Raw genomic sequence first — 26958 nt, 5'->3', positions numbered from 1 at the left:
TCTGGATCAGAGGGGATTTCTCCGGAACGCGCGACTCTCCTAAAGGTAATGACGGAGGTCGGCTGGCCTTCTTGGTTCGTCCTGGTTCAGCGAGGTGAACCGGTCGACTCCGGGGCGGCTTTGAGGTGCTGGGTGAGCTGTTGGAGTGTGGTCCAGGAGTTCGGGTCGGTGCCGTCGCCCAGGGTGTAGTGGAGTGCGGGCCGGGCCGCGGGGCCGAGTTGGGCGGCGCGGGCGCCGGCCTGTGGGTGCTGGGCGTGTGTGCGGCCGATCTCGTTCACGGCGTCCGCGCCGAGGGTGAAGGAGAGGGGGATGGGCGGCGCTTCGAACCTGGGCGGGACGGTGAGGTCCCGGCGGGCGGTGCGGAGTGTGGTGAGCATGGAGGTCAGGCCGTGCTCGGTGGCGAGGGTCTCGGCCAGTGTGGCGATGGAGTCCAGGGGCGGGGTTTCGTCGGCTCCGTATCCGAGGGTGAGGATGATGTGTTCCTCGACGCCTGCCGTGGTGTGGGTGATGCGGGTGGTGGCGATGGCCGGACGGTCCGGGGTGCCGATGGTGGTCAGCCAGGTGGGGGCGGACTTCTGGGCGCGGGTGCGGGCCAGTTCGGTCAGCTGGCGTCGGGACCAGGGCAGGCAGATGGGTTCGGCGGTGGACCATCCGGCCGGTGAAGTGCCGGTGAGGGCCTGCCAGGCGGCTTCCAGAGCGCCGCCGAGCAGGAGGTGTTCATCGGCGGGGTGGGTGGTCTGCAGGGAGAGGCCCAGCTGGCGCGCGCCCGGAGCGTCGGGGGAGTCGGGGGCGGGCTGAGGCTTGAAGGCTTCCGCCAACCGAGGGTTTCCGTCCGCGGACTTCACTGGCGTGAAGTGGCCGTCCTGCCAGTGGAGTTGAGCGCCGGAGAGGCCGTCGTAGTACCCGCAGTCGGGGTCCTGGACGACCCAGCGGTTGGGGTGCCCGTGCAAGGCGGTGCGGGTGGGCAGGGTGAGCCTGGTGCCGGGTGGGGTGACGATCTGCAGGGCCAGGTCGCCTGCGGCGGCGGTCCGCAGGGCGTCGGCCAGCCAGCTGGTCATCGCCACGACGGGACGGTCCTGGATGACGACCGCAGCCTTGTCGGTGAGGACGTCGACCGCGGGGGGTGCCGAGTCCGGTGCCGGTGTGGCGGTGGCGGTTTCGGGGGTGAGCGGGACGACGTCGGTGTGGGCCGCGTCCGGTGGCCAGACCGTGCCGCCGAGCACGGCGGCCAGGCGTCCGGCGAACGAGCCGGCGAGCCGCTCGCCCTCCTCGACGGCGGTGGAGGCCCGGGCCTCGGTCCACCAGAACGAACCGTCGGTGGCGGGGACTTCGGCTCCGAGTAGGCGCTGCACCTCGCCGGGGACCTGGACCAGGAGGGGCGATTCGACGGAGACGAGCGGACGGCCGTTCGGAGCGCAGAGCTGCACGACGGCTCCCTCGTGCACACTGCTGACGCCCAGATCGGGACCGCCCGCGAAGAGCCCGGCGAGCAGGGTGTTGATGTCGGGCATCTTGGGGGTGAGGGCGATGACGTCCTTGGTCACGGTCGCTGGGTCTCCGTGTCGGTCTCTTCGGCCTCGTCGGTCTCTGCGGCGAGGGCGGTCTGGATGAGCTGGTGGCGCCGTCCGCGGCGGATGAGGGTGCCGCGGCCGGGGAGTTGGGCGGAGGCGTAGAGGCCGGGGAAGAGTTGGCCCTCGGTGCGGTCGCCGGTCATGAGGAGGGCGGTGGTGCCGGTTTCACGCAGGGTGGTGAGGAAGGGCTCGTACAGGGCGCGGGAGGATCCTGCGACGCGGCGGGTGATGACGAAGTGCAGGCCGATGTCCTGGGCGGAGGAGATGTAGGGCAGGAAGGGGGCCAAGGGCTGTTGGCCAGCGGTGGTGAGGATGTCGTAGTCGTCGACGAGGATGACGATGCGGGGGCCGGTGAAGGTGGGCCCGTCGGTGATCGTGTCCGGGTCGGCGGTCTCGGGGAGGCGCTTTTCGAGTTCGCCCGCGATGCCGGTGGCGAGGGCGGCGGCGAGTTTGGCGTTGTGGGCGTAGCCGCCGCGGTAGGGCTCGGGGACGGTGCCGCGCAGGCCGCGGCGCGGGTCGAAGACGCCGAAGACGAGGTCCTTGTCGCCGTGGCGGTCGATGAGCTGCCGGGTGATCAGTTTGAGCAGGTTGGTCTTGCCGCATTCGTTGTCGCCCAGGATCAGCAGGTGCTGGTCGCCTCCGAACAGGTCGAGGTGGGCCGGGGCGAGGGCGTCCTGGTCGACGCCGAGCGGGATGCGCGCGGGCTCGGCGGTGGGTGAGGGCAGTTTCGCGGCGGGCAGGGCGGTGGGCAACACCCGTACGGGGGAGGCGAGTTCGCCGTGCCAGCTGGCTCGTACCGTCCGCGCGGCGCTTTCCAGGGCGGGGCCGAGGTCGCCGGTGGTGCGGTGCTGGTCGATACGGGGGAGCGCCGCCTGGGCGAAGAGTTTCGCGTCGGTCAGGACGCGGCCGGGGGTGTCGGCGGAGAGCGTCTCGGAGAGCTTGCGGTCGATGCTGGAGTCGGAGGGGTCGTTGAGGCGTAGTTCGACGCGGGTGCCGAACATGGACTGGGTGGCGATGCGTACGTCGTTCCAGCGCAGCATGCCCGCCACGATGTGGATGCCGTAGCCGCTGCCGCGCTTGAGGAGGTCGGCGACGGTGTCGTCGAGGTCGGCGAACTCGTCGCGCAGGGCGCCGAATCCGTCGATGAGGAGCACGATGTCGGTCGAGCCCAGCTCCGGCAGCTTGCCCTGGTCGCGCAGGGCGCGGAGCTGGTCGACGGAGTCGATCCCGTACTCGCGGAAGAGCTCTTCGCGCAGGGCGAGTTGGGCGCGGACCTCGGCCACGGTGCGGGCCGCGCGTTCGTGGTCGGCGCGTCCGGCGATGCCGCCGACGTGTGGAAGACCGGCGAGCGCCGAGAGTCCGCCGCCGACGAGGTCAAGGCCGTACACGGCGACGTCGGCGGGAGTGTGGGTGAGGGCCAGGGAGAGGGCGAGGGTGCGCAGCAGGGTGGTCTTGCCGGACTGCGGGCCGCCGATGACGGCGGTGTGCCCGCCGGCGACGGTCAGGTCGAGGAACCAGGGCTCCTGCCACTGCTTGGCGGGGTCGTCGAGGACGCCCAGCGGTACGCGCATCGCGTTGCCGCGCTGGGCCAGGTGCAGCCCGTACTCGGAGGCCTGGATGGGCCCGGCGGCCTGGTCGAGGGTGAGCGCGTCGGGCAGCGGGGGCAGCCAGATGCGGCGCACCGGGGGAGCGGCGGTGCACAGCTGGTCGACCATGGTGGTCAGGACGGTCGGGCCGGTCTCGCGCTCGCGCATGCCGGGTTCCTCCGGCGTCCCCGTCTGGGGGTCGTGCCCTGCGTTGAAGGTGGGGTAGGGCCAGGTGAGGGGTTCTTCCTCGGTCTGGTCGGTCAGGGCCGGGCCTCGGTGGGCGCCGGAGACGTAGCCCGCCTTGAAGCGTTCGTACGTCGATGTGTCGACCTTGAGATAGCCGAAGCCCGGTAGCGGGGGCAGTTGGAAGGCGTCGGTGGTGTCCAGGACGGTGCGGGACTCGTCGGCGGAGAAGGTGCGCAGGCCGAGCCGGTAGGAGAGGTAGGTCTCCAGGCCCTTGAGCTTGCCGGATTCGATGCGCTGGCTGGACAGCAGCAGGTGCACGCCGATGGAGCGGCCGATGCGGCCGATGGAGAGGAACAGGTCGATGAAGTCGGGCTTGGCGGTGAGGAGTTCGCCGAATTCGTCGATGACGACGAACAGGTGGGGCAGCGCCTCCAGGCCGAGTTCGGGCTGCTGGGTGCGCAGGGCGGCGTAGTGGCCGATGTCGGCGACGTTCCCGGCGTCCTTGAGGACCTGCTGGCGGCGTTTGACCTCGCCGGCCAGGCTGGTGTGGACGCGCTCGACGAGTCCGGCCTGGTTCTCCAGGTTGGTGATGACCCCGGCGACGTGCGGGAGTTCGGTGAAGGGGGCGAAGGTGGCGCCGCCCTTGTAGTCGACCAGGACGAGCGCCAGGTCTTCGGGGGAGTGGGTGGCGGTCAGGGCCAGGACAAGGGTGCGCAGGAGTTCGCTCTTGCCGGAGCCGGTTGCGCCGACGCACAGTCCGTGCGGGCCCATGCCCAGCTCGGAGGACTCCTTGAGGTCCAACAGGACTGGCTCGTGGCGGTCGTTGAGACCGATGGGTACGCGCAGGAAGTCGCGTTCGCCGCGTGGCGCCCACAGTCGCTCGAGGTCGAGGGCGGCGGGGTCGTCGATGCCCAGGAGGGTGGGGAAGTCGACGGGCCCGGAGATCGGGGTGCCCTCGGTGGCGGACTCGGCCGACAGGCGCAGCGGGGCGAGCATACGGGCCAGGCCCTCGGCGCCCGCGATGCTCATCGCGTCCGCGGTGCCGTGCCCGGGCTGCGCGTCGGGAGCACGCAGGTCTTCGACACTTACCTGGTCGCCGTCGACGGTGAGCCGGACGCTCACCTGGTCGGGTTCGTGGACCTGCTGTTCGAGCAGGTGGAGCACGGTCACACCCATACCGGTGAGGTCAACGGCCGTGTCCGGACGGGGGAGTTCGGTGGCGTTGCTTCCGTGGCAGTCGCTGACGACGAGGAGCCGGTCGTTCATCCGCAGGGCGTTCTTGTCGGACAGGCCGCGGCGGACTTCGGCGGCGTAGGAGGAGCGGCGGCGCAGGTCCGGGGCGCACTGCCGGGCGAGCGCGGCCAGGTCCGGCGCGATCCGCCGTGCGGCGACCGGTCCGTCGTCCTGTTGGGGGTCGAGGATGTGGGGCAGCCACTTGGCCCACTCCCACTCGTCCAGGCGTTCGCCGGGCACGCCGAGCGCGATGGCGACATCGTCGGGGGCGTGCGTCACGGCGGCCTGGATCAGTAGAGCCCGGGCCGCCCGGAGTACGTCCTCGCGCTCGCCGATGATGCTGACGTTGCCCGCGCGGTCAAGCGGCGCCATGAGGGGGAAGTCGGTCGCGGTGGTGAACCGGTGCTGCAGGGCCCGTGCTTCGTTCAGCATGAACGGGTCGGGCGGGGTCAGTACGCCGCTGCCCGAGTTCTGCCCGATGGCGAGAGTCTGGACGGGTACGTCGCCGGTGCCGAGCCGCACGCGCAGGAAGTCCGCGTCGAGGCGGCGCCGCTCCCACAGCCGGGCCGGGTCGCGCACCAGGTCGTACAGCGCTGTCGGAGGCGGATTGAGGACCCGTGCCTGTTGCCGCAACTCCCGCTCGACGGCGCTCAGTTCCTCGCGCTGTTCCTCGACGTACTCGAGATAGCGCTCGCGCTGGGTACGCCGGGTGCGCTGGGCTTTGCCGCGCTGGGACAGGAAGAGGGCGACCGCGCCGAGCAGGGCGAAGACGAGGACGATGGCGCCGACGGCGGCGAACTGGCTGTTGCGGATGACGGTCATCATCACGACCGAGCCCATGACGCCGGCCATGGGGAGCAGTGCGGTGGCGGCGTTGCCCATCTTGCCCTCGGGCAGGTTGGGCGGCGGCTCGATGGTGCGCTCCGGGGCGGCCGAGAGGGGCCGGGTGGAGCGGGCGGGGCGGTGGATCAGGCGGTGGGTCATCGCACCCGCACCGCCCGCCCCATCGCCTCGGCGGCCAGCTGGACGGCGGCGTCGCGGGAGTTCTGGCCGAGCATGCCGGTGTGGATGGGGCCTCCTTGGGCCAGATGACGGTCGTAGGGGAGGGGCACCACGGCGACCCCGGTCTCGCGCAGGTGCGCGGCGGCCGTCTTCAGGTCGAGCGTCGTGTCGGGGGAGTTGGCGGAGAGGGCGACCACGGTGGTGGCCAGGGCCGAGTGCGGCAGCTGGGCCAGCCAGTCCAGGACGACGCGCGTGCCGCCGACGCCTTCGGCGGTCATCGGGGCGACGACCACGCGGGCGTGGGCGGTGTCCATCGCGGTGCGGGCCACCTCGCCGGGCAGCGTCTCGCAGTCGACCACGGTGACGGCGAAGTAGCGGCGCAGGGCGAGGGTGACGGTGCGGTAGGTGGGTACGTCGAGCGGGGCGCCGACCCTGCCTTGGCTCGCGGGCAGCAGCCAGCCGCCGTCGGTGACCGGCACCAGGTAGCCGGTGACGTCGGTGAGCTGCATGGCCGGGCTGAGGATGGGAGCCAAATCCGCGCAGGCCCAGCGCACGGACTCGGCGCCGAGGCGTACCGGCAGGGTGCCGAGCGCGGCGTCGGCCTCCAGGGCGAGGACGGGATCGTGCCGGAAATGGTTGAACGTCCGTGCCAGGAGCGCGGAGACGGTGGACTTGCCCACTCCGCCCCGGATGGAAGTCACCGCGATCACGCGCCCCGTGGTGACCGGCTGCTGCACCTCACGGGCGAGCCGGGTCTGCTCGGCGACCTCCTGGCCGGCAGAGGCGGTGAGCTTGCGCAGCGAGCGTCCGGTGCGGCGGACCGCGGAGTCGCCGTGCTGCGGGCTGCCGAGAGCGCGGGCCAGGCGCGGATCGACGGTCGGCACGGACTCCGGGGTGGGCAGCGGAAGGCGGGGATCACGGGCGCTGCTGCGTACGGGACGGCCGGGAGCCGTCGGCTGAGGAACCGGCCGTGGATCCACGGGGGCCTCACTCTCCGCGCTGCGGAGCACGGCGGTCGGCTCGACCGCAGGGCCGGTGGTGCCCGCGCCCAGATCCCTCAGTACGTTCCGCTGCCAGTCGTCTTCCTGAGCCATGCCGCACCCCTACGCGAAGGTGTCGAGCAGTCGCCCGTACACACCGAACACCCCGATGACGAGCGGCAGCAGCGCGATCACGCCGACCGACTCCAGTACGTCACCGAAGCGGCGAAGCCGCACCCGCACATGCTCGGCGGGCTGCACCGCAAGCACCACGAGAGGAACCACTGCGAGCCCGCCCAGCAGGGCCAGCGGCCCACCGCCGCCCGACCGCTCAAGCCACACGCCGACCAACGCGACCACGACGACCGCGGCCGCGGCGAACAACGCGACCACCTCGGCGACCAGCGGGAAGGCCCGCGCCCGCAGCGCGAGCACCACCGCGGTGACCACGGCGAGGAGCACGGTCCACACGGTTGGCGCCTTGAGCACCATCACGCCGGCGGCAGCCGCCGAGAGGGCCAACGCAGCGGTGGCGACGGCCAGTCCACGATGGGTGGCCGTCAGCGCGGTGCCCACACGATACCGACTCACGGAAGCCCCGCCCGAACGCCGGTCGTCGAGCCCCGAAAGACCGGACGCCATCAGCGCGAGCCGGGGCAACACCCCGAGCACGACGACGGATACGAGGACGAGCAGAGCCCCCATCCGGGCCTGCTCGGCCGCGGTCCGCGCCCCGTCCTGCAGCGCGACGGACGCTTCCCACAACACCAGACAGCCGAGGGTGGCCCCGGCCCCGATCAACCCGCCCCGCCCCAACGGGGAGAACCACCCCAGGAAGAGCAACACCAGCACGGCGGCCAAGGCCACCCCGGCCAGCCGCACGGCACCGGACCAGCCATGGGCATCGGCCAACGTCCAGGCCCCGAGCGCCCCCAGGGCTCCGGCGGTGACAATCAGCGTGGCAGAGAGCCCGTGCCGCTTCATGCGCCCCAGCACGATGCCGGTGATGCCGGCCAGAGTTGCCACACCCACCAGGGCGTTGCCCACGTCTCCCAGGGCGAACTCGCCGCGTGCCAACACCCCGGCGACAAGAGCCCAGAGGACGGTGGCAAGCCCGGCGACCGCCCGCCGGGCCGCGGGCCGCCACCGCCAGGCCCGCACATCCAGATCGTCGGCGGCCTCATCGGTGACGTCATGCACGACGGGCGCGGAGGGCGCGTCGTCGGCCCGCACCAGCCGCAGCACGGCGCCGTCCGCTATCCCGGCGGACTCGAGGGTGCTGTCGTGCGCCAGGGCCGAACCGTCCGCGGTGACGAGATACCGCAGCATGGGCCGGCCGGCGGCCTGGTCATCGAGGAGCCGCAACACTTCAGGGAGCAGCAGCCCGACCGGCTCCTGGGAGGGAAGGACAAGGTCCACCCGCCGCCGCTCTCCGACCAGGGTGACCCGGCTCAAGGCCGTACGACTCGTACCGCTCGTGCGGCTCAACGGCCCCGCAGATATCACGCGTTCGAACCTATCATCGAGAAGAAGGGGGGCTGGAGGACGAAGGGGAGGGCGAGGAACCCGGTGCCGACGGCGAGGACGAGGGAACGGAGGAGCTGTAGGGACTCTTCCCGATAAGCCGATGCGAAATGAACGACCACCCCACACACCCGGCACACAACACGGCCCCGATCACCACCCCGGCGAACACTTTCCCCAACCGCTCATCGATGGTCCGCCGTTGCCGCTGCCCACCGAACAACAACGCATCACGCAGACGCCGACGCCGAACCGACACCGACTCCAGCAACTGGCTGTCGTAATCTTGGGCTGCCACCGTTATCCGCTTCTTCTTCCAGATCGCTATCGCGCGAATTATGGGAACACGGTTCCCGGGCGCTCACTCGTCACCGTGCTCAGGTGTCGAATTCTCCTACCCAGCTGCGCTGCAGGAGGGCCTTAGGTAGGTATTCGGACTCTACTTCGATCGGCATGTCGGCATCAAAGGCCATGCATGCGATTGCCAGGGGGCCGAGAGCGACCAGACCCTCGCTGCTCTTGGATCGAGTCTCGTCTTCGGACCAGAATTCCTTGTGCCAGGTGAGAGCTTTGGCGAGTGCCTCATTAAACGGTTCTGGATCTTGCCTCTGGTATCGATGGAAAATCTCCAAAGGCGGGTAGAGGACTTTAAGCATGAGTTCAGCGCTGGCGATATGGGGGGCTGCAGGGTCTGTGCCATTGATGGCCGTGACCAAGGTGTCCCAGGTTTCCTGGCGTCCAAACCAGGCATTCTGCAACGTTTCCACCCACGCGTAGATGTACTCGTCGAACTCCATGCCTGAAGCACGCAGGAACGAGACGGGCACACGGGCCAATTGGTCGAGGCGCTCGTTCTCGCGGCAGATTACCGCCAGATAATACGCGGTGAGCCAGTTTCCGGCGTGCAGATACTCCTGGGGCCCGGTCGCGGGGAGATTCTTTACCTCGCCGTGGCTCCCGACGCGGCAGGGGACGGGTCCATCGGTCGCCACGCCCGAGATGAACAGGCTTGATCCGACCTGCATGGCAGTGACCCAGGCCTCCCATGTCGGGAATTCCTTAACCGTGGGATCGGTCAGGCAAGACCACTTGGCGACCGTGAGTGCAAGATCCAGAGCGTCGAAGCGGTCAAACTCTGAAGTCTCAATCTCGGAGAGCGCGTCTTCAGCGCTCTTGACGATCGGTTCCATGGCTTCAACGGCGTTGTCCACGGGGAAGTTGTGGCGAGGAATGCTGCTGGCCATGTGCCCCCCTTTCTCAGTAGATCTTCAAATGTTCCATTACGGAGCCATCGTAGCGTGAGTCCTTAGGCTCGTTGGCCTTCACCAGGACGTACTTCAATTTTCCAGCCTTGAGAGCGTCTCGGAACTCCCGCGCAAGCTCAGCATCGCGGCCGCCGCGCTTCGTCATCTCGGCCATGATGGTCCTGAGATAGTGTCGTGTCCCCTGCTTGACCCTCATGCCTGCCGCTCCGCCGTTGTCGCCGACGCTAGGCTTATTGGGGTCCTCGGGGTCGGCGCGTCCTTGACGCCAGTCAAGGTCGTTGCCTGGCGCCTTATCCTCGACGATCAGGATCTCATCGTCCTTGAGTCTGTACGCTCCGTCGAACATGTTGGCCCCATTGGGTGTCTTCGGGAGCTCAATTGTCTCGACGATTTCAAATTCGCGCGGGATCACATGGAGCTGGGAGGCTTGCTCGCCGAACTTCTCAGAGATCTTACTGTTAGGTGGTACGTCACCAAGTTGTTGGGTGTAGGCATCTTGAGCCGCAGTGAGATCTCTATGGTTCGAGACAGATGGCGTTTCCTCATACGCCTTCTGTGCATTCATGAGGTCCCTGTATGCCTCACGGTTTGCTGCCGCGGTGTCGAGATCCGGCAGGACGCCCTGGGGAGCGGTGTCTCGTGCGAGCGGCTTTGATCCGAACCGGGTTTCGGAGGGACCGTTCGGCAAGTTGTGTTTAGCGACCCACTGTCCCTGGGCGTTCTTCGCGAGCTGAGGAAGCTCGGCGCCGTCTACCAGGCCAATGTTGGGCCTGCGGCGACCGATGGAGTCGTAGTGCTTCTTGAACCACGCGGGATCTTCGTTGGCCTTCCGAACGTGCTCGTCTTGTATCGCCTTCAGCTCAGCGGAAGTCAACTCCCGCTTCGGCGGATTGCTGGGATTGTCGGCACCTGAGCCATGGTCCCCGGCCTGCGCGGGTGTGTCCCCGCCTGCTCGCCCGTTGTGCCCAAGCCCCCCTCCAGGATTCTGAGGACTGTGTGACCCTCCGGTGCGAGTGTCGGTGGAACTGCCGTAGTGATCGTGGCTGGCGGAGGAGCCCCCCGCCGGCTCGTGGGAATGACCGCTGCTGCCGGACACACCACCCGCGCCGTGTGGCGCGTCGCCACCGCCGCCATTTGCTGGTGCATCATGACTGGCTTGCGGGGGCAGGTTCTCGCCCACAGCAGCTGTTCCTTCGGGCGCTCGGGCGCCAGCGCCCACGAGAGCGGGTTCGCGCTGGGGCGGCGCTTGCTTAGCGATTGCCCGTTCGTCGGCGGATTTCTCGCGCGGGGCCGTGTCATGGATCGGGTTGCCCTCGGCGTCCACCCGGATGAACTCGCCGTCCTCGACGCGGACCCTGGAGCCGTCGAACTCGAGGTCGCTGTGTACGCGCTGCAGCTCGGGCGTGGAGTCGGTGCCGGTGCGGACGCGGGCGGTGAGGTCGGCGACGCTGGGCAGTTTACTGAAGGCCTTGCCGCCCACCGTGAGCCCGGCGGAAAGCGGGTCGGCGTAGGTGCCGATCTTTGCTCCCACTCCGGCGGCCTTGGCCGCCGCCCCGCCCTTGCCGCCCTTGGCGATGGCACCCAGGGGGCCGGCGCCCAGTGTGAGGATGTTGAAGGTGGTCGTCCCCGCGGCCTGGACCGGGTGCTCTTCCCACTGGTCCCAGGCGACCATGGACTTGGCGAACTCACGGGCGGCCGTCTTCTGCCGCTTCTCCGTCGCGCTCTCCTCGTCCGGACCGATCGTGTGGTCCAGGGCCCAGTCGACCGGAGTCATCGTGTACTGGCCGATGCCGCTGACGACGTCGGCGAGACCGCTCCAGGCGTCCTTGGCCGAGCCGCCGATGCCGACCAGGTGGCCCAGGCCTTCAAGTACTGCACCGCCGCCGCCGACGATGAAGCCGTCCCAGACGTAGTGCTTGACGTGCCGGTGGATCTCCCACGCGTGGATGGACTCGCTGACGTGGCTGCCCCAGGGTAGCTCCTTGGCCTGCTTGAGGGCGTCGGCGTCGTAGCCGTACATGACGGTCTTCTTCGTCGCCTTGTGACTGCCGTCGTCCTCGATGAACTTCGGGCCGCCGACGATCGCCGAGATCTTGGTTGCGGCGCGACGCTCGGCCGCCTCGAAGGCGGTCTTGGTGACCACGACGTCGTCCACGAGCTCGTTGTTACGGTCGGTCTTGTCGCCGTCGTAGTGCCAGTCGTCGTCGCCCTCGACACTCTCGACGAACGCGATGGCGTCCGCCTTCAGCTGCTCCAGCCGCTTGGCGAGTGGGCGCGCCTCGCTGGAGAAGGTATCCAGAGCGTCGGCCACCGTCTCCAGATCGGCGGCGAAGGTGTCGGCCCTGTCCATCACCGGCTGGGTGCTGGCGAACAGATCGTCGGCCTCCGGCGCGGTGTAGTACGCCCCCAGCATCTGAAAGCGGGAGTGCACATCGGCCCCGCCGTTACGGATGCCGATGGCATCGCTGCGCAGTCCGGAGACGTCCTTGTCCAGCTGCTCGAAGTCACCGATGAACTGCGGTATGCCCCCAGGCTCGATCATCTTCACTTGTCGGCGCCCTTCTTGCGGGCGTCGGCGAGGATCGCCTTCATGTCAGGAGCCTTCTCCGCATTGCGCTGCGCGGTCTCGGCCTGCTCCAGGTCCCCGGCCACATAGTGGTTGGTCGCCTTGATCGCTCCGTTCACCGACTTCGCGGCCCGTGCACCGAGGAAGAGCACATCACCTGCGGTCTTGTCCACGAACAGCGCCAGTGCCACGCCGATTGGACCGTCGGGCACGTCTCCGCAGTACCCCGAGCTGATCGTGCCGGCCGAGGCGGCCGCACTCTTGACGTCGGTCCCATACGCTTTGACGTCCTTGGCCACGTCGTCCATCGCCAGCCCCACCAGCGACGTCACCGAGTCCACCCCGGACGGCGAAATGTCCCACGCAGGCATGCCAAACCCCCTACTGATCCCCGTAATTCAGCCCTGCTGCTCCGTGCGTGCTACCGGCCTGTCAGCCGATGTTGTCCACCGCGGCCCGTGCCCGCGCCAGCGTCGACTGGGCGGTGCCGTCGTTCTGCTCCAGCGTCGTGCGCACGAGGCGGATGATCTCCCGTACCTCGTTGGCCGCCTTGTTCCAGCGGACTTCCTTGCCGTGGTAGTCGTCTGACACGCCGTCGGCCTGGTAGTCGGCCATCGCGGCCTTCACCGCGCGGTCGCGGTCGCCGAGCACCCGCTCCAGCTGGCCGATGATGATCTGCAGGCCGCCCTGCACGTCGGACGAGGCGCCGGTGTCGTAGGAGCGGCGGTCCTGGTTTCCAGCCATGGCGAAGTTCCCCCTGCGTACGAGAAGTCTGGTGTGTGGGTTGAGCGGACGGATCAGCCGGAGAAGCGTGCGCCGTCGAAGTTCGCCGCGCCCATGTTCTGGTGGGCGTTGTCGGACTGCTCCTGGTCACCGGAGCCGAACGCGGTGTCCATGCCCGCCTGGCCGCCCAGGATCGAGGACAGCGCCCCGTTCAGATCCGAAGTGATCTCGTCCGCACGCAACTTGAACGAGTCGAAGGTCGCCTTGCCCGCCCCGTTGAACTTGCCCTCCAGCGGCTCGGCCGCCTGGACCAGCAGGCTGATCAGCGTCCCGAGATCGTCACTGGACCCCACGGTGTTCTTCCCCAGCACCGCGAGCGTCGTGTCTCCCATGTCGAACTTCATGACCCCACCCCGAATTGTGTTGTACGCGGCGGCAGTTCCTCATTACAGAAACCACATGCGTCACTCACGCCACGTAGCTTATCGAACATCCTCTCCCATGGGGAGTTGCAGGCGCAACGTGGTTGAGGGGCAGGTGGCGTGATCTGCGCCATGGCGGGTGGCCTGCGGGCAGGAGGCGCACCATCGGGAGGCGTGGTGCCCGCTGGCTACTGGAGCGCGCTGTGCAGCGGCCTAGCTCCTGTGGCGTTGCCGTTGGGTGGATGCTGCCGTTCGGTGCAGGACCAGGGCGGTGCTATCGCCAATGGCTGCGTAACCCGTGGGCCGTGGCCGAATCTGCGCATCTTGCGGGCGCCTAGTGCCGGCGCAGTGCGGGCTGATCAAGAGTGCGGCCGGAATCGCGACTCACTTCGGGCACGGTCGAGGGCCCGGCCCTGGGCCCGTTGTACGTCCGGCGTCCTTGATGGCAGCACGCCGCTCAATGAGAGCGCCAGCTCGCCGCCGTATCTCCCATCCGCAAAGTGTGCAGCCGATAGGCAAGTTGAGCTGACGCCTCGACATCTCCCCGATCGGCCCGGCGAACGAAAGACCCCAGAGTGTGCAGGTCCCGGATCGCGACGAGCGTGGCGGCGCCCGGCCACTGGCGGAGGTCGTAGCCGTACGCGGTCGAGAACGCCTGGAGTTCAATAGCTGTGCGGCCGAAGCGCACCCCCTGGAAGGTGTTCGCGAGGTCGAGCTCGCGCGGCCCGTAGGCCACCTCGTCCCAGTCGCCGAGGCGCACCAGTGAGCCCTTGTCGTCCCACAGGGTGTTGCCGGGGTAGGCGTCCCCATGGATCAGGCCGTGGCCCAGCGGGAAGTCCAGTTCGGCGTACGTCGCCAGCAGTGTCTCGGCGCGGTCCAGCAGCCAGGCCCGGTCGTCCGGGGAGAGCGATGTGCTGGCGCGGACCGTGGTCCGCAGGGAGGACAGCGGCTCGTACGTCGGCAGTGCGCAGGGCGGTGGCGGGAGGTCGTGCACTCGGCGGAGGATCGCCGCCAGGTGTTCGGGGTGTGGAGCCGGGGTGTCGTCCGGCTGTGGGTAGTGGTTCCAGAAGCTGACCGTGTAGGCGTGCACGGTGACGGGCTGCGGGACGTCGAGAGGCTGTGTGACCGGGATGTCGTGGTCGTCCAACCAGTGGGTCAGAGTCACGGCTCGGGTTATGTGTTCGTGCTGGTCGGCGCGGCTGACTCGCACGATCGCCTCGGCGGCGGGCAGGGCATAGGCGGAGGTGGCGTGGGCCCGTACAGGGGTAAGGCCTCGTGTGGGCAGGTTCAGCGTTGCGCAGGCCTGCCGGGCGGCATCTTCGGGGGCGAGAGATGTCGTGGTCATCGCCCCGACGGTGGCGCGGTTTCTCCGTCGATGACTTGGTAGCCGCGGATCAGGTCGGCGAGTTCGCCTGCTGCTCGGCTGTGCTTCAGCTCGGGGCGGCGTACGAGGGCGCCGAGTCGCTCCATCCCGTTGCCGAGTTGGCGAATGCGCATCTCGGGCGGCAAGTTCAGGACGTGGTCCAGTGCGGTCACGGCTTCGTCCAGGTCGCCTTGGTGGATGCCGATAGTGATCAGGTCCAGCTGGGCCAGGGCTTCGTCGCCGTACGAACGCTCCTCCTGCGGCCCATGCGGTAGGCCTCTATGGCTGTCGCGGCGTGGTGCCGGGCCTGTTGGTGTTGTCCGAGCAGTGTGTACGTGCCGCCGAGGTAGTAGTCCTGCTTGGCTCGCGGGAAGGTCAGGAAGCCGCCGAACTGTCCGAGGTCGTCGTCGAGCGGAGGCTCGTCCATGGCGCGCTGCATGCGGTCGAGGGCGGTTCGGGCGCGTTCGTGGTCGCCGATGCGTGCCGCGGTGCGGGCCTCGATGGCGGCTACGCGGACGCGTGATTCCCCTGGCGGGGCGAGCGCTGCGGCCTGAACTGGCGCTGACCAGCCTTTTCGCGCATGCCAGGTGTGTCCGGAAACTAGTTGAAGTACTTCGTCGCAGAGCCAGTTGCCCCCGATCAACGCCAGCATCAGCTCGGGCGAGGCCTCCGCCTACGCGCGGCTGTTGCCCCGCGGGATCGCGCCGATGACAGCCCGCGGCATGAAGAGCGCGGACCAGGCAGAGGCGTTGCTCCTCACCATCTGGTGCGGGCCACACGGCAAGCCACTCTGCCTGGCCTGCCGCGCGGACGAGAGCGCCCCGAACACATAGCCGTGCCGGAGCGGGCGACGGCAGGGCAGCTCTTGGCCATGAGGTCGATCGCTGGCGCGATGGCGCACCACATAGGCCTGAACTAGCCAATCCCAGCTACCCAGGGCACTGGATGCACACCTCCGCTTCACGAATACTGCACCGTTTGTCCGTGGAGCCTGAGGACCGCAGGCAAGGAAGGCGGGATTCCGGGAAGAGGGCCTTTCCGGCCACGAGCTCTGTTGCGCTCAACTAAGCGGCCCCATAGGTATAGACCGAGCCTTACAGTGCTTTCGATCAGCGAGCCGGTACCGAGCCTGACCTCAGAGGCATCGTCCCGCTTGATCGCCGAGGGGGGACCGAACAGTCACTGTTCGACCGTGGGCTGGCACTTCTCGACTCCACCTGTAGAAGGGTTCGTCTGTCATGCCCAGATCCATAGCCGCCCTACGTGCGGCTGTCTCCAGCACGGTTTTGGCTGCGGCTGTTCTGGCCGCGCCGCAGGCTGTCGCTGCCGATAAGCCGGAGCTGCGAATCGCGAACGACGCAACTGCCTCAGCCCAGGCGTTCGCCAAGGACAACACGGAGGCTGTTGCCGCCGCGGCAACGGTGTGCGGATCGGGGTACGTGTTCAGGAACGCGGTGGCCCTGCCCGACAGCACGCGCCTCGGGACCCTGTTCGTCTACGAGAACGGAGGCAAGGGCTGCGCGATTTTCGACAACAACACTGGTGAATCGGAGTACATGTACCTCAAGATTTGCAAGGTCGGCGGTACGGGGTGCGACACCGACCGGGCAACTTCAGCCAGTATGCGGGACCCGTCTACGTCAGCAGCTTTGCCTGCGCACCGGTGACCGCCAAGATGGGGTCGAGCGCCACGAGCCTCTACATCAACTACAAGAACGACAGGCTCTTCCCCTGTGGCTAATACAGCAGCCGGCCGCAGCCGGACAGTGATCGGTGCTCTGCTCCTCTCATCGCTCGTGACGCTTGCCCTGACCGGATGCGGAACGCAGACCGGCCCGAGCGCGAGAGACGAAGCCAGCCCCGAGACATCAGCCGCTACCAAGCAGTCCGCAACCCCCTCTCCCGAGAGGGAACCCAGCGACGGGACCACGCTCGGCCAGGACGAAAAGCTCGTACAGGAGAAGCTGAAGGAGCGGGCGAGGAACGCGGCGACCGGTGACCCGGTCGGCCCGAAGAACACCAAAATTCCCCGGCCTCAGGACTACGGCTTTGGCGCGGCAGTAGCCACAGCACAGGACGGAGAGGTCATCGCCTACGCCCCGCGGTTGGACGGTGGCCAAGTCGTCGTGCCCCTCACCATCGAGAACCTGGGGTCACAGCGTGCGGCTTATACCGTCAAGGTCATCGCTGAGGGCAAGGGTGCTTCGTCAGACGTGATCGTGACGGTGAAGGCGCCCTATGTCTTCCCGCACACGACATGGCCTACGCAAGCAGATGTCACTGCTGCCGGAACAGAGCACGTCAAGGATCTCAAGGTCACTTTGAAGGTGACCAAGAAGAACCTCGTGTGACACGTAACGCGCAACTGGCCACGCGGCCTTGTGCATGGCATCCGCGCCGTACAGGACCGCGCGTGTGCCTGCGGCATGGCCTTGTCCGGCCTCGCCAACGGGTGACCCAGAGCCCTCCTGGCCGTCCAGCCGGCGAGCGCGAAGCTTTACGCCTCGCCCCATTTCCAGCGAAGACCAGGCTCGATCGGGCGCGCTGAGCGTGTCCCCTCTGCCCGTACACCCGCGGGTACGGGCACACGTCCGTGGATCCGTCGAGTCCCTCGCCACGACTGATGACAGGAAACCCATGGCCGACGAGCTGGTCCAGCGTGCCCAGAAGTTCATCAACACGACGTATAGCAACGGCGCAACGCTCGGCATATCCAAGCTCGAGGAGAACGGGCAGACCGGCTGGCCGGTCATGTACGCCCTCACCCGAGCCCTTCAGTACGAGATGGGCATCACCTCCCTGTCGGACGCGTTCGGCCCGACCACGCTGGCGACCATCGGCGAGAAGTACGGCAAGCTCGACGAGACGACCATCCCGTCGGCGAACTTCTGCCGGATCATCCAGTCCGCCCTGTACTGCAAGGGGTACGACGGCGGCGACATCGACGGCAAGTACAACGACCGGGTCAAAGCTGCCGTCGTGAAGCTCCACCAGAACATGGGCGTCGACGGCACGTATCCGGGCAGCGCCCTGTGGCCGAAGGTGGTCAAGGGCTTGTTCAACATGGACGCCTACGTCACCGTCAGCGGCGGTTCGGACTCCATCCGCTCCATCCAGCAGTGGCTGAACGGCAAGTACATCCTCCGCAAGGACTTCTACGTCATCCCCTGCGACGGTCACCACTCCCGTGACGTGGCCAAGTCGATGCTCTTCGCGATCCAGTACGAGCTGGGCATGGCCGACGGTGTCGCGAACGGGTTCTTCGGCCTCGGCACGCAGTCGGGACTGAAGTCCCACACGGTCTCGATCGGCGCCACAGGTGTCTGGGCGATGCTGTTCACCGGGTCGATGATCCTCAACAAGCGCAACGTCCCCTTCGGGAACTTCACTCAAGGCGTGAAGACCGAGGTGGAGACCTTCCAGTCCTTCAGTAAGCTCCCCGTCACCGGCCTCGGCGACTTCCAGACCTGGGCCTCGCTGCTCGTCTCCTACGGGGATCAGTCCCGCAAGGGAACGGCCTGCGACGGCGTCACCAAGATCACCCCCGAGCGTGCCGCGGCACTCAAGGCAGCCGGCTACAAGTACATCGGCCGCTACCTCTTCAACCCCTTCCCTGACGGGGATCTGCCCGAGAAGCAGATCCAGCCGGGCGAGCTGGCCACGATCAAGGCAGCCGGGCTGCGCTGCTACCCGATCTACCAGACGTGGAGCCGGTCCGCCGACTACTTCAGCACCAGCCAAGGCACCAGAGACGCCTTCGAAGCCATCGACTGGGCCCGATACCACGGCTTCAAAGCGGGCACCACCATCTACTTCGCGGTCGACTACGACGCCATGGACGGCGAAGCCACCCAGTACGTCATCCCGCACTTCCGCGCCGTCACACGGACCATCAGCGAGAACTCCCGCTACAACGTGGGCATCTATGGTGCGCGCAATGTGTGCCAGCGCGTCACCGACGCCGGATACGCGTCCGTGAGCATGGTCTCCGACATGTCCAGCGGCTTCTCCGGAAACCTCGGCTACCCCCTGCCCACCAAGTGGTCCTTCGACCAGATATCCACCATCACGGTCGGCTCGGGCAGCGGCTCGATCGAGATCGACAACAACATCGCCTCCGGACTCGACACCGGCCAGGCCGACTTCGATGCCGGTGTCTCGTTCGACGGCCTGGACGACGACCTGGACAAGGACGCCTATCGCGCCTCCCTGCTGAAGGACGTACAGAACTACCTGACATCGATCGGCGTCCCCGAGACCGGCGGAGACGGATGGACCGACGACGACTGGGCCACTCTCGGTGGCATCTCCACCACCAAGGCCTGCAACGCAGTGGTCGACGCCGACTGGCTCTTCACCTCACTGGCCCGAACACTGCGGGTCCGCAAGGCACCTATCCAGGCCTCGGTCCTGTGGGAACTGCGCAAACTCAACCCTCTCGACTTCGCCGCCGACGCAGCGGTCAAAGCGGGTACGAAGGACGACTGCAGCACCGGCTGGGGGCAGATCTTCGCCGCGACCGCGATCCAGGCCCGCAACTACTGCATCGGCGAAGGCATCATCAACGGCGCAGGGCTGGACCCCAACTCCAAGACCGACCTGCGGGACGTGTGGAACAAACTCCACGACGACGAGGACTACAACATCCGCAGCGTCGCATACACATTGATCTGGAACGCGGAGCTGCTGGGTATCGACCGACCGGGCCTGAACAGCTCGGCCCACCTCACCGAGGCCGTACTCGGCCGGTACAACGGCACGGGCTCAGCCGCAGAGAAGTACGGCCAGGAACTGATGGGCCTGTACAACGTCTTGGAGAAGTACAACGCATTGTCTCGCGCCTAGTAACACAGGTGAATGAAAGAAGGCCGTAGAGATGACCAGACGGTGGCCTGCAGCTCTGGGTGCCAATCTGCTTCTCGGGATCCCAGGTGTGGTGCCCATCTGGCTGCTGTGGTTCCTCGCATCGAACTGGGTGACAGGCCCCGAGCCGGAGGAGAACGACGGTATGGGGCTGTGGGTGGTGATCGTGGCCATCGTCGTAGGCCTTTACGCCCTGCTCTGGTCCGCGGTCAACCGGCCCCTTGCGCAACGGAGTTCGCTTACGCCACGCACCTACTGGCTGCTCAGCGTCCTGGCCACGTTCCTGCCGAGCACGGCGCTCATCATCTACTCACCGTGAAAGGAAACGAAGACGTGCAGCGTGACATACGAGGTGTTTCCAGACGGACCGTGCTGGCGCACGCGGGCATCATCACGGCCGCAGCAGCTGTGACCTCTCTGACGCCGAGCGTGGCGACGGCCGCGCCCGTCAAGGCTCCGAAGACCGCACCGGCCAAGGTGCCCACATCCGCCAACGGCTGGTCCTTGGAGAAGGAGGCAAACCACGTCTCCACCGTGTGGACCCGCCCGGTGCCCGGAACCGGCCTCAAGCTCGACATCCGGATCGGCGACGCGGAAGCAATCCTGCTCCACGTCATCCGCCGCTACCACTACGAAGTCGAGCAGCTGCACCCCGGCGACCTTGCCGGCTGGCAGAGAATCGACAAGCTGAACGCGGACCTGCCCGAGTCCAACCTCGCCTCCGGCACCGCGGTCCGCATTCGCCCAGGTGCCGCCGCCAAGGGCAGCCTCTTCCCGCTCCAGGTGCTCGTGGTGCGCGACATCGTGGCCGACTGCGAAGGCCTTGTCCGATGGGGCGGCGACGACAACCCGGTGGACGAATCCCTCTTCTACATCGACCGCGGACCCGACAACCAAGAGGTACGCGACGTAGCCCGCAAACTCCGCCGGGGCGAGGCCACTGCCGGCCACGGCGCCGGTACGACTGTGGATCCCCTCTCCAAGGCCCGACGCGAGCGCGCCCGGCGCCTGGCACGACAGCAGACCAACCGCCGCTGAGCTGCCCCACTATGCCCAGCGTTCCGGGGCAACTTGCCGACTGTTGGGGCTTCTCGGCAACCTGACAGTGGCCGAGAGGACCCCCGTGGAGAAGCCCGACGTGGAGTACGGGGCGGCGGGCCTATCCAGCACGTTCCTTTGTGGGCAGCAGCGCGAGCGTGGCGATGACTGCCCGGTGGTCTGTGCCCGCAATGGTCCGCTCGCTCACCGAGATGCCCGCCAGGCCGGAGCCGTGCAAAACGTGGTCGAGCTGTACCAGGGGTGGCAACGGGCTCTTGTTGGCAGGCCAGGTGCGAGCCCAGCCCTTGCCGAGTTCGGCATGAGTGTCCGCGAGCCCGCCGGAGGTGAGCAGTTCGCGCATCGGAGCGTGGTCGAGAGAGGCGTTGAAATCGCCCAGGAACACCGTGTCCGGGCCGCTGCGGTGGGCGACGGAGGTGAGGGCGGTCATGTCCCGGGTCCAGCGATTGGCGTCACCAAGGGGGTAGTACGTGTGAACGGCCACCATTCGTACGGGGCGTCCGCCGACTGTCACCTGTGCAGTGGTCTGGGCCCAGGCGGTGTCCGCCTTCAGCGGGCCGCCGTGCGTCAGCGGAATCCGTGAATAGAGAGAGGAGTCGTTCTCGGGATGAAGCTCCTGGTAGGGCAGAACTTTGTCCAAGCCGGCTTCGGTGAGTGCGGCGATCCCAGCGGACGGCAGCTCCTGCACGGCCAAGACATCTATCCGTTCGGACTTCACCAGCTCTACCAGCGCACGCGCATCCGCCCTGCCGACATGAGTGTTGACGGTGGCTACACGCAACTCGGGTGCCTGCGCCGGGACGTGCTGCTGGTGGTGCGGTACGAACCTCGGTATCAGTGGCGCAACGTAGGAAGCTGCGAGAAGTGCAGCGACGATGACCAGCCGGAGAGAGCGCACAGCAGGGACGGCGATGATGGCGGTCAGGGCGAGCACGCTGAGTACGGCGCCATACGGGAACAAGACCACAGGCACGGCGAACGGGGTACCCGCATCGAGTCCTGCCAGCCGTACGACAAGCAGGACACACAGCATGGCGAGCAGCACGCCGCAGCCGACTTGTCCCCATCGACGCCCGCGACGGTAGGTGCCCCGGTTCCTGTTGGCTGAGTGACGCGTGCACACGGCAGTGTCCGTCATCCCTCCGGCCTCCCCTCGCCAGATCTGCCCAAGATTCACCGAGCCGATCCGTCATCTGCTCGATGCCATGATCGCTGACGGTCTCGGTGCAAGCATGATCTCGGTTGCCCTGATCGAGGAACACGACATCGCTCCGAGTCAACGCTTCGAGTCAACTGCCACGATCCGCCGCTGAATGTCTCCTTAGATTGATGTCAGCACCACTCGCCGTCCGGCCCGCGCACCGCGCCCACCCGTGACGAACTCCCGCACGACGGCAGCGCCGCTGCCAATCAGCGTCTGGCTTCCCCGCTCATCCGATACCTCGTTCCCGCCCGCTGCCCGGCCGTCCTGCCCACCTGGGCCATCGAAAACATCCGCACAGAGTTCATCCAACCAGCCGGGCGGGCCCCCGCTTCGCTGCTGCAGATCGCGGTGGCTGACACCGGCCCCGGCATGGATGCTCGAACTTCGTGCACGGCTGACCCTGCGTTCCCTGATGGAGCGGGCGAAGCGCCGGGCTCGCGGGTGATCCTGGCGGAGCTCCACCCAGACACAATCCCGGTCACCGCCCCGCGCACGCACTACGGCAGCGACGAGCAGGGCGCTATCGACGACTGCTGGCCCGGCTTCTTCCACCGCACCCACCGCCTCTTGCGCTCCGACGGCCTGCTGCTGCCCGCCACCCGTCAGCGCCGCGACGCCGGATTGCTCACGGACCCGCTCGGACTGCTCATCGCCACCGCCCGCACCGCCGGCTTCCGCTACCTGCAGCACATCGTGATCGTCCACGGCTTCCCGGCCGAAGACCGCATCGTGCCCGCGCCACCTGCCGACGCGCCGCCCGGCCTCATCCACTCCGACCTTCTCGTCCTGCACGCCTGAAGGAGTCCGCTGTGATCGCAGCCCCGGAATCGGTGTGGAACACCGCCCCCACCTCCACCCCCGTCCAACGGGGCGACCGCTACGTCCCTGGCTCCGCTGCACACCCCGCCAAAATGCTCCCCGCCTTGGCCGCCCACGCGACCGCCACCTACACCAAGCCCGGCGACCTGGTCCTTGACCCGATGTGCGGCATCGGCACCACCCTCGTCGAAGCCCTCCGCCTCGGCCGTCACGCCCTTGGCGTGGAATACGAGCCCCGCTGGGCCAAGTTGGCCCGCGACGACGTCATCCACACCATGGGGGCAAGCAAGGGCGGTGTCGGCCTCGTTGCCTGCGGCGACGCCCGCCAGCTCACCCAGCTCTTCGACGTCCGCCACCACAGCAAGGCCGATCTCGTCGTCACCTCCCCGCCCTACGGCGCGAGCGTTCACGGCCAGGTCCGCTCCACCCGCGAAAGCGGCGAACGCGGCGTGACCAAGCGGGACTACCGCTACAGCCGCGACCCCTCCAACCTCGCCCACGTCGGCCTCGAACCTCTCCTCGACGCCTTCACCGACATCCTCATCCAGTGCCGCCATCTGTTGCGCCCCGGCGGACATGCTGTGATCACCACCCGCCCCTGGCGCGAGCGCGGGGAACTGGTCGACCTGCCCTCCGCCGTCCTCGCCGCTGCCGAAGCCGCCGGACTGACTCCGGTCGAGCGCAACGTCGCCCTTCTCGCGGGCATCCGCGAGGGCAGACTCGTCGCCCGCCCCTCCTTCTTCCAGATGAAGAACGTCCGCGACGCCCGCCGCCAGGGCATGCCCCTCACGGTTATTCAGCACGAGGACGCCCTCGTTGTGCGCCGCCCACCCAGCTGCCCGAGTTCATGGAAGTCCACCGGCCCGGCAGGCGAGGCAAAGTGCGCGGTCCGGACCCCGCGTAGCCGGGAACCGCAGCCACCTTCCGCTCCCGCACCTGTACTACCGGATGCGCCAATGGCCGGCGCTGATCCTTCGATCGGGTCCCTGTGCTCAGGCGTCGGCGGCCTGGAGTACGTCCTTTCGACCAAGGAGGGCGGCCGGTCGACGCCGATCGCGACCGGCTACCGGCCGCAGTTCTACCTCCGCACCGCGGACGTCGTCGGTGACGTCGACCTCGGTGAGGCCGCCGTGGCCAGGCCCGGCGACACCGTCACCATGACGGTCGAGCTCGGCCGCGACATGCCCCTGGAGACGGGCCTAGGCTTCGCGATCCGCGAGGGCGGCCGCACCGTCGGCGCGGGCACGGTGACCGAGGTCGGCTGACGGCAGCTGCCCGCCTCCCGCAGGGGATCCACCGCTGCGGGAGGCGGGCACAATGGAGCGGTGACTGAGGACGAACGCGCGGACGAGGCCATACCCGTCATCAGGGACGTGGATCACGGCACCGCCAAGCTGATGCCGGACGTGGACCGGCCGCGCGCCTGGCTGCTCACGGTCGACGGGGCGCCGCAGTCGTACGTCGACCTGGACGCGCCCACACATCTGGAGTTCGAGTACGCGCAGCGCCTCGCCCACGTCCTGGATATCGCGGCCGAGCCGGAGCGCCCCATCGATGTGCTCCACCTCGGCGGTGGCGCGCTCACCCTGCCCCGCTACGTCGCGGCCACCCGGCCCGGTTCACGCCAGGACGTGGTGGAGGCGGACCGCGGTCTGCTCGACCTGGTGGGGGAGCATTTGCCGGTGCCGGACGGCTGCGGGATCGCCGTGCACGGCGACGACGCCCGCCGGTGGCTGGAAGCGGCGGCGCCCGACAGCGCCGACGTACTGGTCGCCGATGTGTTCGGCGGCTCGCGGGTGCCCGCCCATCTGACCTCCGTGGCCTACGCGCGGGCCGCGGAGCGGGTGCTGCGAACGGGCGGGATCTACGCGGCCAACCTCGCCGACGGCGCGCCCTTCACGTTCCTGCGCTCCCAACTGGCGGGCTTCGCCGAGGTGTTCGCGGAGCTCGCGCTGATCGCCGAACCGGCTGTGCTGCGCGGCCGCCGCTTCGGCAACGCGGTGCTCGTCGCCTCCCACGACGCCATCGACGTCCAGGCGCTCGCCCGGCGGGCGGCGGCCGACGTCTTCCCGGCACGCGTCGAGCACGGGGCCGCCCTGCGGCGGTTCATCGGCGACGCGCGGCCGGTGCGGGACGAGGACGCGGTGGCCTCACCCGAGCCGCCCGACGGCGCCTTCAGCATCGGCTGAGCGCGCGGCCGGGGAAGCGGCCGGGGAAGCAGCCACCTCCCTCGACTGCGTACGCCGCGTCAGGTTCCGCACGTCGGGGACGAGCAGGACAAGCGCCGTCACCACGACCACAAGCGCCGCGCAGCCCCACAGCGATGCCGAACGCCCGAAGGCGACCTCGGCCGGCCCTGCGAGAGCCGTGGCGAGCGGGACCATTGCGATCGAGCCGAACCAGTCGTAGGCGGCGACGCGGGACAGCTTCTCCTCGGGGATCTCCTGGTGCATCGTCGTCATCCAGGAGACGCCGAACACCTCGATCGCGACACCGCTGACGAACATCACCGCCGCAAGACCCCACACCGGCAGCGGCACGGCGAGCGCTGCCGAAGGCGCGGCGAGCGGGAAGACGCAGAGGGTTCCGGCGAGCAGCATCCTGCGCGGCTTCCACCGCATCATCAGGAGGGCGCCGCCGACCGTGCCCGCGCCGAACGCGCCGAGCGCCAGGCCCCAGGGCCCGGCGCCGCCCAGTTCGTCGCGGGCCACCAGCGGTCCGAACACCGCCTCGGCCGCGCCGACCACCGCCACCACCACGGAGAACTGCGCGACGATCGCCCAGAGCCACGGCCGGCCGATGAACTCGCGCCAGCCATCGCGCAGATCCGAGAGCAGCCCGCCGCCCGGCTCGCGCGCCGGTATGTGGCTCACGTCGAGGAACGACCGCATGGCGCCCGCGATCGCGAACGCGGCCGCGTCCACCGCGAGCACCCAGCCGGGCCCGAGCGCGGCCACCATCAGACCGCCGAGCGCGGCGCCGCCGAGCCCCGCGCCCTGCATCGCCATCCGGTACAGCGCGAAGGCACGGCCCGCCTGCTCGCCGCTGACCGTCGATATCAGCATGCCCTCGGCGGCCGGGCCGAAGAACGCCTGGCCGACGCCGCCGAGCCCGGTGAGCAGCATCATCGACCACAGCGGGGGAGTGCCGGAGATGACAAGGACCGCGAAGACGGCCTGGGAGAGGCAGTTGAGGGCGTTGGCCGCGACCATCACTTGGTGGCGCGGCAGCCGGTCGGCGACGGCACCGCCGATGAGCAGGAACAGCATGAGCGGCAGCGTGCGCGCCGCCGCCACCAGACCCACGTCCCCGCCGTCCCCACCCGCGTCGAGAACGGCGAACGCCGCCGCGATCAGGGCGCCGTGGCTGCCCAGGTTGGTCACGATCGCGGCGGCGGTCAGCAGGGTGTAGTTGCGGCCTGCCCAGGTGGGGCGGCGTGCGGCGGCGGGAGCGGTCACCTGGGGACTATCGCCGCCCGGACACCGACTTGCCAAACGGATTCAGCGCGGGAGCCGGTGGTTCAGGACTCCTCGGGGTCGCCGTGCAGACGTACCGTCTTGAGGATCTTCTGCACCGTCGCGTCCGGGACCTCGTCCTTGACGCCCTTGGCGCCGTACAGGGTCCACGCCACGTACTCGCCCTCGGAGTTCTTGAAGGCGAACGTCGTGGCCTTGCCGTCCGAGTCGCACTTGTCGTTCTTGGCGACGCCGGCGGTCGTGGAGGTCGCGACGCTGCCCTTGATGCCAGAGGTTGTGGTGAACGACTCGATCTTGCCGATCTTGATCTTCTTCTTGTCGGCCTTCTTCTGGTCCGTGTAGCCGCCGAAGACCCACCACGCGGAGTCGTTGCGCGCAACGTCCTCGGTGTTCTTGGCGCCATTCTGGCCCTTTGTGCCGACCGCGGCGAGGGACGTGTCGTCCGACGAGCCGTCCTTGTCGTCGTCGGACGTGCACCACTTCTCTTTGTAGATTGCGGGCGCCGACATGCTGATGAGGGGCTTCAAGCCGTCGCCCGCGCTGTCCTCGAATCCGATCATGGTGTCAGGCGTCTGGACGGCCCAGTCCGCGGGAACGTCAAAGGCCGTGCCCCACTTGGGGTTCACCACGACCTGCCAGCCCTTGATCGTCGGCTTCGGGCCGTTACCCGTGCCGCGCTCGGTGCCGCCCTCTTCGGTCGGGCTCGGCTTCTTGGACGCGGACTTGGAAGGTGACTTCTTCGGCTTCTCGTCCGCCTCGTCGTCCTTGTCGCCGCCGAGGACCAGGAAGCCGGTGACACCGGCGGCCACCACGACCGCGACGGCGGCGACGATCGCGGTGATCTTCGTCTTGTTCCCGTCCCCGCCCTGGCCGCCGCCCTGCTGGGGCGGCATCGGCGGCGGAGTGGGCGCGGCCCACTGCTGCGGCTGCTCGGGCTGCGAGTAGGCACCCGCTTGCGGCTGCTGCTGCTGATACCCGGGCTGCTGATACGGGTTCGGCTGTTGGTACCCCGGCTGCTGGTACGGATTGGAATTCGGGTCCTGCGGGTTCTGCTCGCCCCCGGGCGGCTGCTGTCCTGGCCACATGGGCAGTAACCATAGAGGGGCTTGTGGCCTGATG

General features: G+C 68.3%; 23 protein-coding genes and 2 pseudogenes. 9 read left to right on the top strand and 16 right to left on the bottom strand.

Annotation, left to right across the window (positions count from 1 at the left end):
• Window positions 1-86: 86 nt before the first annotated feature.
• The 13 genes from AB0G47_RS20300 to AB0G47_RS20240 all read right to left on the bottom strand — a co-directional run bounded on the left by AB0G47_RS20300 (window position 87) and on the right by AB0G47_RS20240 (window position 14848).
• Window positions 87-1544, bottom strand: coding sequence for a DUF6177 family protein (locus AB0G47_RS20300; protein ID WP_360771565.1), 1458 nt, complete (start codon window positions 1542-1544; stop codon window positions 87-89).
• Complete coding sequence (gene eccCa, locus AB0G47_RS20295) at window positions 1541-5560, bottom strand: type VII secretion protein EccCa (protein WP_360771563.1); 4020 nt, start codon at window positions 5558-5560, stop codon at window positions 1541-1543. The genes AB0G47_RS20300 and eccCa overlap by 4 nt, the downstream gene beginning before the upstream one ends.
• Complete coding sequence (locus AB0G47_RS20290; protein WP_360771560.1) at window positions 5557-6672, bottom strand: type VII secretion protein; 1116 nt, start codon at window positions 6670-6672, stop codon at window positions 5557-5559. The genes eccCa and AB0G47_RS20290 overlap by 4 nt, the downstream gene beginning before the upstream one ends.
• 9 nt (window positions 6673-6681) lie before the next feature.
• On the bottom strand, window positions 6682-8046 hold the full coding sequence (eccD, locus tag AB0G47_RS20285) for a type VII secretion integral membrane protein EccD (protein ID WP_360771711.1): 1365 nt from the start codon (window positions 8044-8046) through the stop codon (window positions 6682-6684).
• A gap of 31 nt (window positions 8047-8077) precedes the next feature.
• On the bottom strand, window positions 8078-8380 hold the full coding sequence (locus tag AB0G47_RS20280) for a hypothetical protein (protein WP_360771557.1): 303 nt from the start codon (window positions 8378-8380) through the stop codon (window positions 8078-8080).
• Between the two features lie 79 nt (window positions 8381-8459).
• Window positions 8460-9326 (bottom strand): immunity 49 family protein, encoded by an 867-nt coding sequence (locus tag AB0G47_RS20275; RefSeq protein ID WP_360771554.1) that lies wholly within the window; start codon window positions 9324-9326, stop codon window positions 8460-8462.
• Window positions 9327-9339: 13 nt separating this feature from the next.
• Window positions 9340-11895 (bottom strand): hypothetical protein, encoded by a 2556-nt coding sequence (locus AB0G47_RS20270; protein WP_360771551.1) that lies wholly within the window; start codon window positions 11893-11895, stop codon window positions 9340-9342.
• On the bottom strand, window positions 11892-12284 hold the full coding sequence (locus tag AB0G47_RS20265; RefSeq protein ID WP_360771549.1) for a DUF6507 family protein: 393 nt from the start codon (window positions 12282-12284) through the stop codon (window positions 11892-11894). Before AB0G47_RS20265 ends, AB0G47_RS20270 begins: the two co-directional genes overlap by 4 nt.
• A gap of 61 nt (window positions 12285-12345) precedes the next feature.
• Window positions 12346-12657, bottom strand: coding sequence for a pore-forming ESAT-6 family protein (locus AB0G47_RS20260; RefSeq protein WP_351161619.1), 312 nt, complete (start codon window positions 12655-12657; stop codon window positions 12346-12348).
• A gap of 53 nt (window positions 12658-12710) precedes the next feature.
• Window positions 12711-13040, bottom strand: coding sequence for a hypothetical protein (locus AB0G47_RS20255; protein ID WP_135335256.1), 330 nt, complete (start codon window positions 13038-13040; stop codon window positions 12711-12713).
• A gap of 475 nt (window positions 13041-13515) precedes the next feature.
• Window positions 13516-14403, bottom strand: coding sequence for an aminoglycoside phosphotransferase family protein (locus tag AB0G47_RS20250; RefSeq protein WP_360771545.1), 888 nt, complete (start codon window positions 14401-14403; stop codon window positions 13516-13518).
• Window positions 14400-14594 carry a hypothetical protein gene (locus AB0G47_RS20245; protein ID WP_360771542.1) on the bottom strand — a complete coding sequence of 65 codons (195 nt, stop codon included), beginning with the start codon at window positions 14592-14594 and terminating at the stop codon, window positions 14400-14402. Before AB0G47_RS20245 ends, AB0G47_RS20250 begins: the two co-directional genes overlap by 4 nt.
• Window positions 14595-14632: 38 nt before the next feature.
• A complete protein-coding gene (locus AB0G47_RS20240) occupies window positions 14633-14848 on the bottom strand; it encodes a hypothetical protein (protein WP_360771539.1) in 216 nt (71 codons plus the stop codon).
• A gap of 811 nt (window positions 14849-15659) precedes the next feature.
• Between AB0G47_RS20240 and AB0G47_RS20235 the strand changes: the two genes are divergently transcribed.
• From AB0G47_RS20235 to AB0G47_RS20215, 5 genes are all read left to right on the top strand, one after another.
• Window positions 15660-16088, top strand: coding sequence for a hypothetical protein (locus AB0G47_RS20235; protein ID WP_360771536.1), 429 nt, complete (start codon window positions 15660-15662; stop codon window positions 16086-16088).
• Between the two features lie 129 nt (window positions 16089-16217).
• On the top strand, window positions 16218-16772 hold the full coding sequence (locus tag AB0G47_RS20230) for a hypothetical protein (RefSeq protein WP_360771533.1): 555 nt from the start codon (window positions 16218-16220) through the stop codon (window positions 16770-16772).
• Between the two features lie 286 nt (window positions 16773-17058).
• Window positions 17059-19266 carry a glycoside hydrolase domain-containing protein gene (locus tag AB0G47_RS20225; RefSeq protein WP_360771530.1) on the top strand — a complete coding sequence of 736 codons (2208 nt, stop codon included), beginning with the start codon at window positions 17059-17061 and terminating at the stop codon, window positions 19264-19266.
• Between the two features lie 88 nt (window positions 19267-19354).
• Window positions 19355-19603 (top strand): hypothetical protein, encoded by a 249-nt coding sequence (locus AB0G47_RS20220; RefSeq protein ID WP_360771527.1) that lies wholly within the window; start codon window positions 19355-19357, stop codon window positions 19601-19603.
• 14 nt (window positions 19604-19617) lie between these two features.
• Complete coding sequence (locus AB0G47_RS20215; protein WP_360771524.1) at window positions 19618-20322, top strand: twin-arginine translocation signal domain-containing protein; 705 nt, start codon at window positions 19618-19620, stop codon at window positions 20320-20322.
• Between the two features lie 121 nt (window positions 20323-20443).
• On the opposite strand, the gene AB0G47_RS20210 is transcribed toward AB0G47_RS20215, so the two are convergent.
• The gene (locus AB0G47_RS20210) at window positions 20444-21385 is read right to left on the bottom strand and encodes an endonuclease/exonuclease/phosphatase family protein (protein WP_360771521.1); all 942 of its coding nucleotides are present in this window, start codon (window positions 21383-21385) and stop codon (window positions 20444-20446) included.
• A gap of 600 nt (window positions 21386-21985) precedes the next feature.
• Here AB0G47_RS20210 and AB0G47_RS20205 point away from each other — a divergent pair.
• The 4 genes and pseudogenes from AB0G47_RS20205 to AB0G47_RS20190 all read left to right on the top strand — a co-directional run bounded on the left by AB0G47_RS20205 (window position 21986) and on the right by AB0G47_RS20190 (window position 24552).
• Window positions 21986-22342, top strand: coding sequence for a hypothetical protein (locus AB0G47_RS20205; protein WP_360771518.1), 357 nt, complete (start codon window positions 21986-21988; stop codon window positions 22340-22342).
• 11 nt (window positions 22343-22353) lie between these two features.
• Window positions 22354-22716, top strand: a pseudogene (locus tag AB0G47_RS20200) (DNA methyltransferase); the annotation flags it as partial.
• A 660-nt stretch (window positions 22717-23376) separates the two neighbouring features.
• A pseudogene (locus AB0G47_RS20195) lies at window positions 23377-23628 on the top strand (elongation factor Tu); the annotation flags it as partial.
• 132 nt (window positions 23629-23760) lie between these two features.
• Window positions 23761-24552: a fused MFS/spermidine synthase gene (locus AB0G47_RS20190; protein WP_360771708.1), complete on the top strand. Its 792-nt coding sequence runs from the start codon at window positions 23761-23763 to the stop codon at window positions 24550-24552.
• Here the strand turns inward: AB0G47_RS20190 and AB0G47_RS20185 are convergent.
• Both AB0G47_RS20185 and AB0G47_RS20180 read right to left on the bottom strand, forming a co-directional pair.
• Window positions 24514-25821 (bottom strand): MFS transporter, encoded by a 1308-nt coding sequence (locus AB0G47_RS20185; RefSeq protein ID WP_360771515.1) that lies wholly within the window; start codon window positions 25819-25821, stop codon window positions 24514-24516. The genes AB0G47_RS20190 and AB0G47_RS20185 overlap by 39 nt on opposite strands.
• Before the next feature lie 62 nt (window positions 25822-25883).
• On the bottom strand, window positions 25884-26924 hold the full coding sequence (locus tag AB0G47_RS20180; RefSeq protein ID WP_360771513.1) for a hypothetical protein: 1041 nt from the start codon (window positions 26922-26924) through the stop codon (window positions 25884-25886).
• Window positions 26925-26958 lie beyond the last annotated feature (34 nt).

Origin of the sequence: Streptomyces sp. NPDC021622, assembly GCF_040640795.1 — a bacterium.
Classification (GTDB): Bacteria; Actinomycetota; Actinomycetes; order Streptomycetales; family Streptomycetaceae; genus Streptomyces.
This window is presented reverse-complemented; position numbering and strand designations above follow the sequence as displayed.

Excerpts from the sequence above, each read along its gene's own strand:
- AB0G47_RS20190 (WP_360771708.1), top strand. The coding sequence starts at position 23,761 with ATGCCGGACGTGGACCGGCCGCGCGCCTGGCTGCTCACGGTCGACGGG.
- AB0G47_RS20235 (WP_360771536.1), top strand. The coding sequence starts at position 15,660 with ATGCCCAGATCCATAGCCGCCCTACGTGCGGCTGTCTCCAGCACGGTT.
- AB0G47_RS20255 (WP_135335256.1), bottom strand. The coding sequence starts at position 13,040 with ATGAAGTTCGACATGGGAGACACGACGCTCGCGGTGCTGGGGAAGAAC.
- eccCa (WP_360771563.1), bottom strand. The coding sequence starts at position 5,560 with ATGACCCACCGCCTGATCCACCGCCCCGCCCGCTCCACCCGGCCCCTC.
- AB0G47_RS20275 (WP_360771554.1), bottom strand. The coding sequence starts at position 9,326 with ATGGCCAGCAGCATTCCTCGCCACAACTTCCCCGTGGACAACGCCGTT.
- AB0G47_RS20260 (WP_351161619.1), bottom strand. The coding sequence starts at position 12,657 with ATGGCTGGAAACCAGGACCGCCGCTCCTACGACACCGGCGCCTCGTCC.
- AB0G47_RS20265 (WP_360771549.1), bottom strand. The coding sequence starts at position 12,284 with ATGCCTGCGTGGGACATTTCGCCGTCCGGGGTGGACTCGGTGACGTCG.
- AB0G47_RS20290 (WP_360771560.1), bottom strand. The coding sequence starts at position 6,672 with ATGGCTCAGGAAGACGACTGGCAGCGGAACGTACTGAGGGATCTGGGC.
- AB0G47_RS20180 (WP_360771513.1), bottom strand. The coding sequence starts at position 26,924 with ATGTGGCCAGGACAGCAGCCGCCCGGGGGCGAGCAGAACCCGCAGGAC.
- AB0G47_RS20240 (WP_360771539.1), bottom strand. The coding sequence starts at position 14,848 with ATGGACGAGCCTCCGCTCGACGACGACCTCGGACAGTTCGGCGGCTTC.
- AB0G47_RS20225 (WP_360771530.1), top strand. The coding sequence starts at position 17,059 with ATGGCCGACGAGCTGGTCCAGCGTGCCCAGAAGTTCATCAACACGACG.
- AB0G47_RS20250 (WP_360771545.1), bottom strand. The coding sequence starts at position 14,403 with ATGACCACGACATCTCTCGCCCCCGAAGATGCCGCCCGGCAGGCCTGC.